Annotated in this window: 13 protein-coding genes; 4 read left to right on the plus strand and 9 right to left on the minus strand. The window is 56.1% G+C overall.

Going from position 1 to position 13,903, the window contains the following annotated elements; genetic code table 11:
• Window positions 1-7 precede the first annotated feature (7 nt).
• The 4 genes from VGK48_02040 to VGK48_02055 all read right to left on the minus strand — a co-directional run bounded on the left by VGK48_02040 (window position 8) and on the right by VGK48_02055 (window position 2,777).
• The gene (locus VGK48_02040; protein HEY2379939.1) at window positions 8-808 is read right to left on the minus strand and encodes a hypothetical protein; all 801 of its coding nucleotides are present in this window, start codon (window positions 806-808) and stop codon (window positions 8-10) included.
• Window positions 805-1,371, minus strand: a complete 567-nt coding sequence (locus tag VGK48_02045; GenBank protein HEY2379940.1) for a zf-HC2 domain-containing protein — start codon at window positions 1,369-1,371, stop codon at window positions 805-807. Before VGK48_02045 ends, VGK48_02040 begins: the two co-directional genes overlap by 4 nt.
• Entirely contained in the window at window positions 1,368-1,955 is a 588-nt protein-coding gene (locus VGK48_02050; GenBank protein ID HEY2379941.1) for a sigma-70 family RNA polymerase sigma factor, read from the minus strand. Before VGK48_02050 ends, VGK48_02045 begins: the two co-directional genes overlap by 4 nt.
• Before the next feature lie 213 nt (window positions 1,956-2,168).
• Entirely contained in the window at window positions 2,169-2,777 is a 609-nt protein-coding gene (locus VGK48_02055; GenBank protein HEY2379942.1) for a hypothetical protein, read from the minus strand.
• Between the two features lie 137 nt (window positions 2,778-2,914).
• Here VGK48_02055 and VGK48_02060 point away from each other — a divergent pair, with 137 nt between their 5' ends.
• Window positions 2,915-3,139, plus strand: a complete 225-nt coding sequence (locus VGK48_02060; GenBank protein HEY2379943.1) for a hypothetical protein — start codon at window positions 2,915-2,917, stop codon at window positions 3,137-3,139.
• A gap of 92 nt (window positions 3,140-3,231) precedes the next feature.
• Here the strand turns inward: VGK48_02060 and VGK48_02065 are convergent, their stop codons facing one another.
• Both VGK48_02065 and VGK48_02070 read right to left on the minus strand, forming a co-directional pair.
• Window positions 3,232-4,053, minus strand: coding sequence for a VWA domain-containing protein (locus tag VGK48_02065; protein HEY2379944.1), 822 nt, complete (start codon window positions 4,051-4,053; stop codon window positions 3,232-3,234).
• A gap of 150 nt (window positions 4,054-4,203) precedes the next feature.
• Complete coding sequence (locus VGK48_02070; GenBank protein HEY2379945.1) at window positions 4,204-7,392, minus strand: fused MFS/spermidine synthase; 3,189 nt, start codon at window positions 7,390-7,392, stop codon at window positions 4,204-4,206.
• Between the two features lie 118 nt (window positions 7,393-7,510).
• On the opposite strand from VGK48_02070, the gene VGK48_02075 reads away from it, so the two are divergent.
• Window positions 7,511-7,882: a four helix bundle protein gene (locus VGK48_02075; GenBank protein ID HEY2379946.1), complete on the plus strand. Its 372-nt coding sequence runs from the start codon at window positions 7,511-7,513 to the stop codon at window positions 7,880-7,882.
• A 147-nt stretch (window positions 7,883-8,029) separates the two neighbouring features.
• On the opposite strand, the gene VGK48_02080 is transcribed toward VGK48_02075, so the two are convergent.
• The 3 genes from VGK48_02080 to VGK48_02090 are packed head-to-tail and all read right to left on the minus strand — an operon-like array spanning window position 8,030 to window position 10,668.
• Window positions 8,030-9,133: an ATP-binding protein gene (locus VGK48_02080; GenBank protein HEY2379947.1), complete on the minus strand. Its 1,104-nt coding sequence runs from the start codon at window positions 9,131-9,133 to the stop codon at window positions 8,030-8,032.
• The gene (locus VGK48_02085) at window positions 9,130-9,792 is read right to left on the minus strand and encodes a hypothetical protein (GenBank protein HEY2379948.1); all 663 of its coding nucleotides are present in this window, start codon (window positions 9,790-9,792) and stop codon (window positions 9,130-9,132) included. The genes VGK48_02080 and VGK48_02085 overlap by 4 nt, the downstream gene beginning before the upstream one ends.
• Window positions 9,793-9,795: 3 nt before the next feature.
• Window positions 9,796-10,668 (minus strand): hypothetical protein, encoded by an 873-nt coding sequence (locus VGK48_02090; GenBank protein ID HEY2379949.1) that lies wholly within the window; start codon window positions 10,666-10,668, stop codon window positions 9,796-9,798.
• A 195-nt stretch (window positions 10,669-10,863) separates the two neighbouring features.
• On the opposite strand from VGK48_02090, the gene VGK48_02095 reads away from it, so the two are divergent.
• Together VGK48_02095 and VGK48_02100 are read left to right on the plus strand one after the other, a co-directional pair.
• Complete coding sequence (locus tag VGK48_02095; GenBank protein ID HEY2379950.1) at window positions 10,864-11,685, plus strand: hypothetical protein; 822 nt, start codon at window positions 10,864-10,866, stop codon at window positions 11,683-11,685.
• Window positions 11,686-13,903, plus strand: a 2,218-nt coding sequence (locus VGK48_02100) for a tetratricopeptide repeat protein (protein HEY2379951.1), incomplete at its 3' end; no start/stop codon positions are given.

Consider the following 13,903-nt stretch of genomic DNA (forward strand, 5'->3'; position numbering starts at 1 on the left):
TGAGCCGTCAGTCGAACTTGGCGGACATGATGAGAATCAGAGCCCTGTCCCCTAACGTGGCTTTTCCGACGACGACCTGCTGGCCTTGCGGAATCTCCACGGCGCTTGCGACGCGGGCATTCACGCCCATGCCACTAAGCTGGAATGACATGTTATCTAACCGCAACACCTGCCCTTTTCCATCCGGGTTCACGATCTGGAAGCTGGCAGAAAAACCATAAGAGGGCTTTGAGTTTTCGCTGAGCGCAATCGTTCCATCCAGCCGGGTCGGCATCGTGGAAAAAGTATTACCGCTCCTGGTGATCAACGTATCGAGAAGCTTGTAGCCCTTGTATGACAACACGCTTTTCAGCTGGTTGAGCACGGGGTTCAGGACCGAAGGAATCGCCGGCGCCGTTTCAGGCTGATCCGACGCGAGAACCACGTAAATCGTCAATTCCGCTTCTTTTCGTGGTTGCGGTGGTTGCGGGACATCCAGACGCTTGATGGCATCCTCGATCGCCGGCATGATTTCCTTGGGCGCTTTAACCGAAAGCACATGCAGCTCCGGGCTGGATTGCATCCTTGCACGAAACATGGACAAGGCGTTTCTCAGTTGCAGGAGATCCACATATCGGACAGAGAAGATCTTCGTCTCCCAGTCCCGCTGCTCTGCTTCTTGCCTGGCTTGATCCTCAGCCTGGATGCGCAAGCGCTCCACATCGGGATTATCTGACGTCTGTCTCTGGCCCTGCATTGCGGCGAAACCGCTCAACGGCAACAGACCGCCTATCAGCAAGATGGATAAGAATCTTTTTAATCCCTTCACAGCGCACCTCCATTCTGATCGACCAACCAATAAATCACGACGTTCGGATCCTCCGTCAGCAGCTTGACCATGATCTCTTTCGGCGGCTCAGCAGCCTTCGTCTCCGGCGGACGGTGGCTGCGCCGCAGATGCGGTTTCGGCGGTTGTTTATCGGCAACAACTTCGGCGTGCAGCGCCACTGACGGTTGCAAAACAGCAGGAGGAGACACCGCCACTGCCTGCACCTTCGCTACCGGTCGGTCGTACCTCGACAACGCTCCGGCCACCACCACAACCACAAACGCCACTCCCGCCAGCGCATAAACCCAGCGTCCCCACCCCGGCCTCCGGTTCTGCGCAGCCACCTGCCCGAGAACTCGCGTCCGTAGATGAGCCAGCGCCTGCGGGCTGACCGTTTCCTGGCGGATACTCTTGAACGTCGATTGCGTTTCACGCAGTTCGTCCACAAATTGCCGGCACACCGGGCATGAATGAAGATGAACATCCACCTGGTCCGCCTTTGCCGGAGGCAGATCTCCCTCGACATACAAGGCCAGTTCATTTTCCGAATGGCGGCAAGTCATATTCGTCTCCGTTTCAGAGCCTTCCTGATCTTCAGCCGGGCAGTGCTGATTTGAGAACGCACCGTCGTCTCACTCGAACCCAGAATCTCCGCCACTTCGGCCGTCGAAAATCCTTCGATATCGCGAAGGACGACGGCGGCGCGTTCCTTCCCGGGCAGATCCTGAAGAGCCGCGTGAAGAATCTGCTTTTGTTCCTCGGCACTCCATTCCTGGTGCGGGTCGCCGCGGGCACGCAGGCTTTCGGTATCCAGATCCGTCACGACCGGCCGCTTGCGTCCGATATCGCGGCAAACGTTGACGGTGAGCTTCACCAGCCAGGGCTCAAAAGGCCGCCGGGAATCGAACCGGTGCAAAAACCGGAACGCTCTCAGGAAGACTTCCTGCGAAGCGTCTTCCGCATCTTCCCCGCGCCCCAGCAGCCGCCACGCGAGCGTCAACACCCGGCGCTCGTATCGAATGACGATTTGCTCAAAAGCCGAAACATCGCCGGAGACCGCCCGCTCGAGGACCCGGGCAAATTCAATCCCGGAATCCCCTTCGGACCCGATGCCGGTCATCCACAACGGTGATGCGCGCAGTTCCATTCACGCTGCCTTTCTGATGATTAATACTGTCAGAGGCAGGAATCCGTTGAGAACTATTTAGTTCTATTTGCAATCTCGAATTTGAATTAGAACTAAAAATCGCTGCAGGATTTGAAATAGAAGCAGTTGGGGCACACGAGCTTGCATTTCTGCTCGTCGAGTTGTGCCCCGCAGTTCGGGCAGGTGCGTTCGATCTGCTCGACCTCGGACGTATTACATGTGCCGGTCGTCATGCGGCTTGTCGTCCTGGGTTTCTTTGCCGAAATATTCGGCGAGATGGCCGAGAATGGTGGCCGCGTCAGCGGGACGGCCCTCGAATGTGGTGATGCATCGCGAACGGCGCCAGCCATTGCCGCGCTTCACGCCCACAATGATGTATTCATCGAAGAATCCGCTTTCCTTCAAAAACCGGACCGCCGACTCCGGCGTAAATTCGTTGGAGCGGAATTCGCAAACACTGATCAGGTCCCGCAGCTTTTCGGTCTGTTCGGGCTCCGCCATTTCCAGGAAGGGATCCAGTCCGTGAACCTCGACGCGGGCCGGCGGCTCACCGTTCTGCGAAAGCGCTTCCAGTTGGGCTCTGACAAATTCACCGAGCGCACAATCTTCGAAACCTTCAATCACGGGTCCGGTCCGGAGAGTGCCGGTGTAGAAAACCCCTCGGCGCGGAATGACGCGTCCGGTTTCATCCACTTCACCGAGCAATGCCGCCTCTTCAACCGACGGCAAGCATAATGACAGTGGACGGATCGTCGCGCGGCGCGCTGCGGCTTCCTGCGCATTGAAAACGTTGTTTCGGATGCGGAATCTTAGCTCGACCATCTATTGCCTCCTGGACGTTTTCGAACACAACCAATTGTGTTGTTTATGCTCCAAGTCCCGGACAGATGTGGTCCAAACGTTGATATTATTGGAAATTCGAAATTGAAAACTGGAAATGGAGATCGAGAATCAATCCCATGACGACCTTTACCGATGCTGAGTTGAAGTTGATCCGGAAGCTTACTGCGCAACCGGCCCAGACGGTCCTGCAAATCAGGAAATCCTGCCCGACACATTCCGTATGCATGCCTTTGCCGGTTTTTCAGGTTTACAAAATCGACGACACCTCATTCGAAGCTCAGTGGAACGGTTATCACGAAGCAGGCCCCAGGCAGGTGTTTCCGTTTAACGAGGCCAGCTAAGACCGGTTAAGACCATTGGATCAATGCATCATTGGAAGTTGCTTCATATGAAGAAATGAAGCAACGTCAATTGATGCATTGATCCAATGGTCTTAACTGCCCCCGAGATACCCGGTCTTTGCGCGGATTCTCAGATCGCTCCGACCGGGAACCGCCACTCGCAAGCGATGGAAGCCTGGGCGCTTCTGGATGTAGTAGCCGAGGTAATACTGCTGGGAGAGTTCCTGGCGAATTTGATTCATGACGGGAGACACCGCCTCGCTTTTCGGCACATACAACGTGCGGCCGCCGCTGAGGTCCGACAGCGGCTCCAGGGTGTGCGAGTCCACCAGAATCGGAGAACCGATCGCGATGAAATACAGCAGCACGGCCGAATTCTGCACTTCCTGAACGACGCGGCCGTGGCCGGCGTTGCTGGCGTTGTCATCACCATCGGTGAAAACAATCAATGCCTTGCGCGGGCGATCCGACCTTTCCACTCGTTCCATCGAATACAGCAGGCCGTCGAAGAGAGACGAGGTGCCGAAAGCCTGCACCTTTGTGAGAGCGTCCTCAAGGTCGCGCTGGGGCTGTGAAGACGTGTGGACAAGCCGAACATTGGTTCCAAACGAAACGACGAAGTACTCATCGGTTTTAGGCAGAGCCCGCGTGAAATCGCGGATGCCGCGTTTCATAAACGGCATGATGTCGACCATACTGCCGCTGCTGTCCATCAACAGTCCGATGGATGAATCGACCTTATCCTGCTTTTCGAAGATCTGGATATCCTGCGGCTGGTCGTCCTCGTAAACCCGGAAATCGCTCTTGCTCAAGTTGGAAACAAAGTTCCCCTGCGGATCTTTGACGGTGGCGAAAAGGCTGACGAGGTTGACGTCGACCTTGAGCGTCTGAGAAGCGAACAGGAAGGAACACAAGAAGCATAAGAGGCACAAGACAATGAAAACCGGCCTGTACCCGTTGCCTCTGCCGTGTGCTATCGCAAGTTGCAGCATTGGAGGTTTCTGCATTTCAAATTTCAAATGAAGGAACTTCGAATGATGCAATATTGCATACGTTTTTTACCATCAGCTCCCGACCTGCAGTTCTCGATATAGACGGTAAATCGCAGGATTGGTGGCGAAAATTCTGTGCCCTTTTTCCACAACCCGGAGAGCGTCCTTTTTCCGTCCCGCGTTTGTATACAGGTTTGCAAGCTTCACATAGACGTCGGGATCGCGATCAAAAGCATACCGCACGACGAACTCATATTCCTTGATCGCATCCTCCGTGTCCTTGCCTTTTTCATAGACCCGAGCCAACCGGTAGTGCGCCCAGTAAACATACGGGTCGGCATGTAAGGCGGCCTGGAGCGCCTCCCCTCCCTGTTCGGTCTGATCCGCAGCCAGACGATAATCGCCCAGCATTGCCCAGAAATGGCCGGGCTGCTGAGGCTGGGTCGCCACGTACTTTTCCATCCAATCGCCCGCCTCACTCCAGGATTGATCTTTTGCCGCCAGTTCGGCAAGTTTCCTGAAAGGAAGCGGACGTGACGGATCGGCCTTGACGGAGTTTTCGTAATGACGTTTCGCGTCACTGGCATTTCCCATCGCGTCGTACAGCAGGCCCGCCAGCTCCTCCGCTTCCCCCCGCAGGGGACTGTCCGGCTTCAGCTGCATGTCGGCCTCTTTCAGAGAGTCCGCAGCGCGCACAAAGTTTCCGGAATCCATATTCAACTTGGCGATTGCCAGTTGAAGCGATGCAGGCTCCTTTTTGGGAGCCTGCGCCAGACGAGCCATCGCCTGGTTGGCCAGGTTCGTCCGCTTGAAGACCAGAAACGGTTCGATCATTCCGGAATAGGCGCTCTCCGGGTCGGCCACGGCTCCAGCCGGCAGCAGGCCATCCTTCGATTCGTACAGCAGATCGAGATTCAGATCGCGGGTGTCGGTAAAGAGTTGCCGGGGCGCGTGGAATTCCAGCAACGGATGGTCGTCGGTATTGCGGCGCGCATGAGACGCGAATTTCCGTACAGCATCGCTGGACATTACGTAGTATCCCAGGAGTCCTTCCGGCTGATCGGTGTGAAGGAAATCGCGGAAATCCCGAACCATGCTGGGATCGGAGCGAACGATGTCCGCCACACGCGACATATCGAGTTTCTGCGGCTGCCGGCTTGCGATGATGATCAAATCGGAATCTGTCACCCAGACCGAGACTTCAGGGAACTTCCGCTGAACCTCATACAACACCATCCGCAGATCCTCGGGATCGAGTTCGTAGAGCTGAATCCATTGCGCGAAAATTCCGTCCGGTTTGAGGACCTGCGAAGCGCGATCATAAAACTCCGCCGTAAAAAGGCTGGCAACGCCCGCGATCCAGGGATTCGACGGCTCCGAAATGATGATGTCGTACTGCTTGCGCGTCGTATTCATGTAATTGCGCGCGTCGTTGAAGATGAGGTGGACTTTCGGATTTTCGTAGCTCTTTCGATTGATCGTCGAAAACCAGGGAGCGGCGCCATAGACGGCAGGCTCGATTTCAATACAGTCGATGTCTTGAAGCTCCTTGATCGAAGTCACAGCGCCGACGGTCACGCCGGAACCGTAGCCGATCACCAGCGCATCCTTCGGATTCGGATGGTAGAAGCCCGGCAACCAGCCCACGGTCAATTGCGTGATCATGTCGTCGCGGTTGGACGCATCGACTTTGCCGTTCGTCCGCAGAGCGAGGTAGTTCTCTCCCTTGCGGACGGAGATCGTCGCATTGTTGCCTTCCTTGAAGTACACCACGTCCGTGTCCTGATAGTTCTCGTCCACGGTGAGCTCCGGCCGTGAACCGAGCGCCTTCGCATAAACCAGGATGCCGCGATCCAGGGAGGCCGGCTTCCAGAACATGCCGCCCCGCATTGAAACGGTGGCAACCAGCAGAAGGACGGCGGCAATGCCTTGCGCAAACTTCGCCGTTCGGGCTTCCGTGAGCAACAGAAGCGCGATCGCCGAATTGAAGAACAGGCCTACCAGGATCGTTCGTTCCGTGCCGATAAGGGGCATCAGGACAAATCCGCCGAGCAGCGACCCGATAATCGCGCCCACCGTGTTGATCGAATAGATATTGCCGATGCTGCGGCCGAGGATGGTGAATTTGCTCGAATACAACTGGCTTGCGATCGGAAAACTCGCCCCCATGCACAGCGTGGCCAGAATCATCAGGCCGGCGCAGAGAATGAACTGGATCGTGAGGATTGCCGGGAAAGAATAAAAAAACGCCCGGATCAGCGCCAGCAACGCGTACGGCGCGGCCAGGTAGCCCAGCAGAAAAACCACGCCGCCGATCGCCACTCCAACCTGCATCAATCCAAGCAGCCGGAGCGTAGCCACGGGCTTGCGCCGGCTGACGATCGAACTGCCCAGCGCGATACCGATCAGAAACGTCACCAGCATGATGGAGAAGGCGTAGGTCGAACTGCCGATGATCGCCGAGAGCGCGCGGGTCCACGACACCTCATACATCATCGAGACAAAACCGGAAACCGCCAGAGTCATCAGCACCAGGCGGTCCGCGGCCGGATTCGAACTGCGGATATCATCCGCTGCCATGGAAACAGGCGTCTCCTGTTCGGCAGGACCGGGCCTTCGAGCCGCCTCGTGAATGCGGCTCGACATCCATATCGCGAACACGCCGATGATGACGTTGATGCTCGCAATGATGATCGTGGTCCGGATATTTCCGATTCCTGGAATAAGCACAAGCGCCGCCAGCAAGGAACCTGCGGCCGCGCCAAACGTGTTGAGCGCATACAAGACGCCGACCTTGCCTTCCACCTCGTCAAGGCGTTCTGTAAAAAAGCGCGTCAGAACGGGCAGAGTGCCGCCCATCAGAAACGTCGGCGTGATCAGAACGATGAAGCTGGTTCCGAAGCGGACGATGCCGCCGCCCGCTGGAATCGAAGAAAGGGCCGGAGCCATCGCCCAGTAAAACGTATCCAGCGCCCGGAACACCAGGGGCACCAGGGCCGCGGAAATACCGATCCCGATCTCCAGCAGGCCATAGAGCCGCAACGGATTCTGCGTCCGGTCGGCCCGCCGGCCCAGTTTCCAGCTTCCCAGCGCCAGCCCGGCCATGAACGCGCCAAGCACCGTCGAGATCGCGTGGGACGTGTTCCCGAATACAAGACCGGTCAGGCGCACCCAGATGACTTCGTAAACCAGGCCGGTGGCGCCGGACAGGAAGAAGATGACATAGAAGATCGAGGTTGAATTCAAGCGTTTGGCAAACATACGGCGGGGATTGTAATGCAATGAATGGAAAATAATGGTTTGAAAATATTGGAGGTTGCAGCATTGGAGGTTGCTTCAATGCATCATTTTGGGAATCACGCGTGCCTGAGGACGGCTCATGAATGCGACCCCATCAAGAGGCATTGAGCTTCAAAGGCGGCTGGTCCAGTTTGCAGCGCAAATACTGACGCTCTGCCCGAAGCTACGCCGAACGCAGATAGGCCGGCATATATCCAGTCAGATGCTGCGATCCGCCAGCGCTACAGCAGCAAATTACGCTGAAGCGCGTGCCGCCGAAAGCAGGATGGACTTCATCCACAAGCTGAGGATTGTGTTGAAGGAACTGAATGAGACGGACGTCTGGCTTCAACTGATTAACGAAACGGCGCTGGTACCCGCGGAAATTACACAACCGATAGTCGCGGAAAACCAGGAACTTTGCCGGATTGTCGCCGCTTCAGTTCGAACGGCACGCCAACTTAATCAATAGTTTCCAAATTCAGATGCGGAAACCGCCAAATCGGCGATTTCTTCATTGATGCAATGAAACAACTTCCAATTTCCAATTTGAAATTTGAAGGAGAAAAAAAGAAAGGGCGGGAAACCTCCATCCTGGAGGTTGCTCCCGCCCTACAGCCTAAAGAGGGAGGCTTATTAGGAAAGTCGTTCCGCGGTCGCTGGTCTGGACGTCGATGGCACCGTGGTGCTCATCCATCACCTGTCTGGTGATGTAGAGACCGAGTCCCGTACCGCGTTCACCTTTGGTCGTGAAGAAGGGATTAAAAATCTTGTCGATATTCACCCGTGAAATTCCGGGTCCCGTATCGGAAATCGCAATTTGAAGCCGGCTGCCGTCGACGCGGGCTGTAATGGATACGCAGCGTCTATCCCGGTCCGCCATAACGTCGGCGGCGTTCTGAAGGATATTGACGACAGCCTGAACCATCTGCCAGCGATCCATCCGGATCATCGGTATTTCCGGTTCAAGCTGGACATCGACATCGACGAACTGGGAACGGGTGTACGGCTGGATGAACCGCAGAGCGTCCGAGATGATTTCGGCGATGTCGCACGGTTCGGTCCGTTTTGTCCGCTTTTTGCTGAAGTCGAGCATCCGCTTCGTCATCTCCTCGATGCGCCGCGAGGCCCGGTCGATCACTTCGAAGTTGATTCTCAAGGGGTGCCCGGCGGGCAGACTTTCTTCAACAAACTGGAGATGACCGCGAACGAGCGTGAGCGGATTCGTCACCTCATGAGCAAAACAGGCGGACAGTTCACCGATTGTGATCAAGCGTGAGAAGTGCAGGAGTTCATCTGTACTGAAATTGGTTCTGGTCTGGCCCGAACCGGCGTCGATCAGGAGTTCGGCGGCGGCGGGGCCGTATTCCAATAGCCTACCCAGATCGTCAGCAGTGAATGTCCCTGGCTGGCCGGAATAACCCACAAGCACGCCGATGATGTGGCTGCCCTGCAGGACCGGGGCAGCGATCATCCGGGAATCGTCAACCACGATCGGTCCCCAGTCCCGCAGCCGCGCCAGGAGGTCGGCGGCCAGGTTGACCGGGGTCTCCGGTTCCGCACCCGCAATCGCCTGAATGCGGATCGAATCCTTTTCCGGGATCGCGACCAGGGCATAATCACACTTCAGGAGGTTGCGAACATACAATGCGACTTCCTGATACGGCCCGGGGGAGGCAAGTCCAGATCCTTTGAACTCGACAACCTTGAAGTTCTCGTTCATGTCTGAATTCTCTTCCTTAATCTCGCGAGTATAGTTTCGACACCGGACTTCGTCAGTTCGAAGCCCGGGTGCCGGGCGATCTCGCCCGACTGAAAACCGTCGATGTAGTGAAGTTTGAAAATAAGTGCGTTCCTGCGGGCATTCTTGCGGTCCGGATCGCCTTCAACGATCCGCTCTACATCGATCCACGACAGGATGGAGCCAAGCTGGCTCGAGTCGAATTCCGGCGAATCCGTCGACGGCATGCCGCCGAGTTCGGCTGCGCGCGCAGTCTCAATGGGGACAACCTGGCCCCGCCGCTTGTCGCTTGCGGCCGCCCGTTGATAGTCCTGAACTACCGATGATGAAATCCGCGCCAGGAAAGCCATGACCGAAAACTCCGTCGTCCCTCGAAAGCCTCTGAGGATCCGGCCGTCGTGTTGGACGAGCCGCAAATAAACCTCCTGCGCCAGGTCCGGAACCACGTCGGCAGCGTCGTCTTGAATTCGCCTCAGACGCATGGCTCGCATCAAATAGAGGAAGATCAGACCTTGAAACCGCTCCTGGAACTTTGACCAGAGGACGCGGTCCGTCAACTTCTCTCCACACTCGCGCAGTAGATCAGGAGCGGAAGTTTCGCTGGCCTTCTGCCAGCGAAACCGCCGGATGTTGTCAGACATATTTCAGCGACTTAATCCTTGAAGCCGTCCTTGCGCTTCCATAGCCCAGTCCGATCGGGGATCCAGAGCCAGGTAGCGCTTCCATTGCGTTTCAGCCATCACGGGCTGGTTGGTACGCTCATAAAACAACGCCAGATTGAACACTGCGGCGGCAAATGCCGGATCCTGATCCAGTGCGCGGCGTAATTCTTTTCCAGATTGCTCCAACTTCATCGGATCGCCGCTTTCCAGATACGCAACCCCCAGATCATTGTGCACGGCCGCCGTGGCCCCTACCTCCCGGGCGGCAATCTCCAGATATGGGATTGCCTTTGGAAAGTCCTTCTGAAGAAGGTAGAAACGCCCCATCTGATGACTGTCGGCTCCACGACGAGTCATCTCACCGGCAAGAAGCCCGTAGGAAACGCCCGGATCCTCGGGACCGCGAGTCCGGGCCATCGGAACGTGCGGTTCATCGGCCAGACGCGACTCGAATGGCCGCTGATGAGTCAGTAACAGCTCGACGACTTCGCTTGCCGAGTTGGACTCTGCCTGGCGCTCCAGGACAAACCGGACGGAAAGCACTCCGACAATAAGGACCGCTGCAACTCCGATGAACCCCATGAACCGGGAAGGAAATATCCCCGCGCCGCGGGAAAGCCGCCCGCTGGATTTCTTCCGATCCCACTCAGCAGTAATGACTTGGAGCTTTTGAGTCTCTTCTGCGGCTACTTCTTCGTCCAACAGCCGCATGAAGAAACCCAACCTGTCCCGGCAGTCATCGCAGGAGATCAGATGGCCTTCACTTGCGGCCTTAAGTGCTGGATCTAGAACGCCTTCCAGGTATTCGGTTAAGGTCTCTTCAGCGATGCACTGGCCGTGTTCATTACCTCTCACCTATTTACCCTCCTACTAGAAGAAGACGTAATCCGCGTGCGCCAACACGCAAAAAATTTTTCAAATTTAAAAAAATTATTTGAATGTCGGGGCTAAGGAATTACGTCTTCTTAAGTAAATGGGGTTTTTCCGCCACTGGGCTGAAAACCGGAAGTCGCTGTTCAAACCTAAAAACAACTAAAGAAGGAGTCCCAGATGAAACGAATGAATCGACGTGAATTTATCGGTGTTGTCGCCGGCGCCGGCGCTATGTCCATGGCAATTCCAGCACTTGCATCCACCTCTGCAGTAGATACCGCTGGGGCAGATATAACTTCTCTATATGTTAAAGGCCTGGTCATGGTCGACCTCGGAAACCCGGAAGTGATCCGGCTCGGTTTTCCGAAGGCCCCCGGTCACAAAGCTACATTGTCTGTGGTACCGCAAGTTGGAGAAAAAAGGATTCTCGCTATTAAAGGAAAAGGCGCCATCGATGCTCCCGGCGTTGCGTCCGCCGACCCGAAGATCGTAGCGCCGGAATTGATCCGCATGAAGGAGTTCTACGGGAACGACGTCAAATCTCACATCGATCAATGCCCCGGATTGATTTCAATTCCGCGGAATGCCATTCGATCTATAACGACGTCGGAAGTGACGCCGGTCCGTTATACCTTCGTCCGCGCCGACAACGGCCAGGAAGTGACATCATTCCGACCGCGCCAGGTTGCGGATGCCCTGAGGATTGATTTATCATCGGCCGGCACGTTGAAACTGGACGAAGGCAAGGTCAATATTCCGCTCCAGACAACCCGTGAGCTGCGGGTGGAATATACCGCGGAAAGAATGGACTCTACGGACCCGTTCGCCGATCACTTCCACCACTATTTCCCGTACGTCGAGCGGCCAGCGGCGCTTGATTTCGACGTTGTCCCGAGGAAAGTCGGTGCGACCGGCGATCCGGCGCCGACGCCGCACGCCGGCCATCATTTCATGATGCTTGACGCCTGGATCATGTGCAGTCTGGTTGCAGTTCCCTAGTTGAACGGCCCGGGCGAAGGAGGAGACATTACGTCATTCGCGAAGCGAGGCAGGTCCGCGGGTTTCATCGCCGCTCTGATCGTGCTCTGTTTCGGTTCTCTTGGCGTTTTCTTCTTCGCCCGGGATGCCTACTCCGGCAATCAGATACACCAACTGATCGACGCGGCATACAGCGGCCAGCGGCCGGGCGGCGGACGTTTGTCCGGAACCCCCTACGCACCGCTTCTCCATCAAGCATCCGCGGCGCAGGAGCTTGGAAAAGCGCAGCTTCTTCTCCTCCAGCAGCCGCGCTTGAAAAACCATCAAACGCTTCAGGGTCTGCTCTATCTGGCCGCTGGAAACTGGCAGAAGTTCGTCGAGTCGACCAACCAAGCCGATCCTAAAACCTCCGGCAATGCCGGGGCGCTGAACAATCTCGGCGCCAGCTTCCTTGCACTGGCCGGAAACGATCCGGCGTTTCTTTTGAAAGCCCAGGACGCTTTTGAGAGCGCCCTGAAGTCCGACCCGAAAGCCGTTGAACCCCGCTTCAATCTCGTCGTCCTCTTTCGCAAGCTGCGATTCCACAATCTTGCAGAAAACGCCCTGCATGCGTATGCCGGGCGCGACGAAAAGTCGGACTGGTACCACGAGCTCGCGAATCCGGAACATATCGATGAAGGCGGTATTGTCGACCAGCTGAGAACGGCCGTGGAATCGAACAACCTGGTCGAAGCCGAACGGTTGTTCGACGACAATCCCGAACTCTGCCGCCGCGTCGCCATGCAATACGCCACTTCGGACGAGGAAGAATCATCGGCCTTACTGCATTTTATCGCTTCTCAAATGGAGCGCCGTTATGGCGACCGGACAATTTCAGCGATGCTTGCGCCGCTCTTTAGCGACTCAAAGGATCGCACTGTTGAAATAAGAAAGGATGTCAAAGCAGGCGCCGATGCATATTTAGCGGAAAATTATCCCGCGAGCCTCGAAGCTTATACTCATGCCAAACAACTGGCGCTTCAGACGGATTCGGTCTTCGACCGTCTCTGGATCGACTTGAACCTCGTGGACACTTTGATCCGGCTGGCCCGGTTTGACGAGGCAAAACAGTCGCTCGAACACCTGGTCACAATATCCAGGAAGGAACGTTTTATCTGGCTCGCCGCGCGCGGGCTGTCGATATACGGATCGACCGTCAGATTAACGCCGAGCTATGACAATATGATCAACCTCCTGACGGAAGCGAATCAGAGTTTCCTCGATCTCGACGCTCCGCATGATCGGATCCGCGTGCTGTATTATCTCGCCGCCTATCGATATGCCGCGGGAGACCAGGACGGAGCCTTGAGTCTTGCCCTTGAATGTTTATGCCTGACAAACGATGATGCTGCCTCCGCCTCAAAAATCGCCACTCTGGACTGGTTGATCGGCTCTATTCTTTACCGCCACGGCATGGCCGAAAAGGCCATTCTCTTTGCCAATGAATCCGTCGCCCGCAGCCATGAATCTGCCGGAATCGAATTTACGACGGCGTCGACGCTGTCCGATCTTTACGAATCGATGTCTCAACACGACCAGGCGGATCGATACCTCAAGGTGGCCGAAGACGCATTCAAGAAAGTTCCCGATGGATTTGACCGCGATAAAGGCGCCCTCTGGCTCGGCATCGTGAAAGCCAGAAGTGAAATCCACCGGAAGCAATTCAATCAGGCGGAGGCCGTGCTGCAGGAGAATCTTCGAATCTCGTCGCAGCTGCCGTTCAATGCCTCGACGCATCTGTCCCAATCTCTGATGCTGCTGGCGCAGGTTTACGCAGACACCGGCCGCACCAGCGAAGCATCGAAGAAATATGATGAGGCTATCCAGGTCGTCGAGGATGACGACCAGTACCTCAAGTCCGAAAGCCTGCGGGTCAAATTCGACGATTCGCGCCGCGAATTGTACGACTCGGCGATCGAATTTGCATTCGATCAAGGCAACCCGGACGCCGCATGGGTTTATCTTCAGAAATATCGCGCCAAGCTTTTCCTCGAATTTCTGGCTGAATTCAACCCCGATATCGAACAGACCCGGGCAAATCCCGACCCCTCCAGCACTCAGCACCGCATACCGAAGGACTCACAAATTCTCGAATATGCCTTGCTCAAGGACCGGCTGTTGATCTGGGTTATGACAGACTCGCTGTTCACTGTGCGCAGCGTTCCGGTCAAACGGGACGAGGTCGAGGCACAAGTCGAGG

Source organism: Terriglobia bacterium (assembly GCA_036496425.1).
In the GTDB taxonomy this organism is placed as follows: Bacteria; Acidobacteriota; Terriglobia; order 20CM-2-55-15; family 20CM-2-55-15; genus 20CM-2-55-15.

Excerpts from the sequence above, each read along its gene's own strand:
- VGK48_02045 (HEY2379940.1), bottom strand. The coding sequence starts at position 1,371 with ATGACTTGCCGCCATTCGGAAAATGAACTGGCCTTGTATGTCGAGGGA.
- VGK48_02050 (HEY2379941.1), bottom strand. The coding sequence starts at position 1,955 with ATGGAACTGCGCGCATCACCGTTGTGGATGACCGGCATCGGGTCCGAA.
- VGK48_02055 (HEY2379942.1), bottom strand. The coding sequence starts at position 2,777 with ATGGTCGAGCTAAGATTCCGCATCCGAAACAACGTTTTCAATGCGCAG.
- VGK48_02060 (HEY2379943.1), top strand. The coding sequence starts at position 2,915 with ATGACGACCTTTACCGATGCTGAGTTGAAGTTGATCCGGAAGCTTACT.
- VGK48_02070 (HEY2379945.1), bottom strand. The coding sequence starts at position 7,392 with ATGTTTGCCAAACGCTTGAATTCAACCTCGATCTTCTATGTCATCTTC.
- VGK48_02075 (HEY2379946.1), top strand. The coding sequence starts at position 7,511 with ATGAATGCGACCCCATCAAGAGGCATTGAGCTTCAAAGGCGGCTGGTC.
- VGK48_02080 (HEY2379947.1), bottom strand. The coding sequence starts at position 9,133 with ATGAACGAGAACTTCAAGGTTGTCGAGTTCAAAGGATCTGGACTTGCC.
- VGK48_02085 (HEY2379948.1), bottom strand. The coding sequence starts at position 9,792 with ATGTCTGACAACATCCGGCGGTTTCGCTGGCAGAAGGCCAGCGAAACT.
- VGK48_02095 (HEY2379950.1), top strand. The coding sequence starts at position 10,864 with ATGAAACGAATGAATCGACGTGAATTTATCGGTGTTGTCGCCGGCGCC.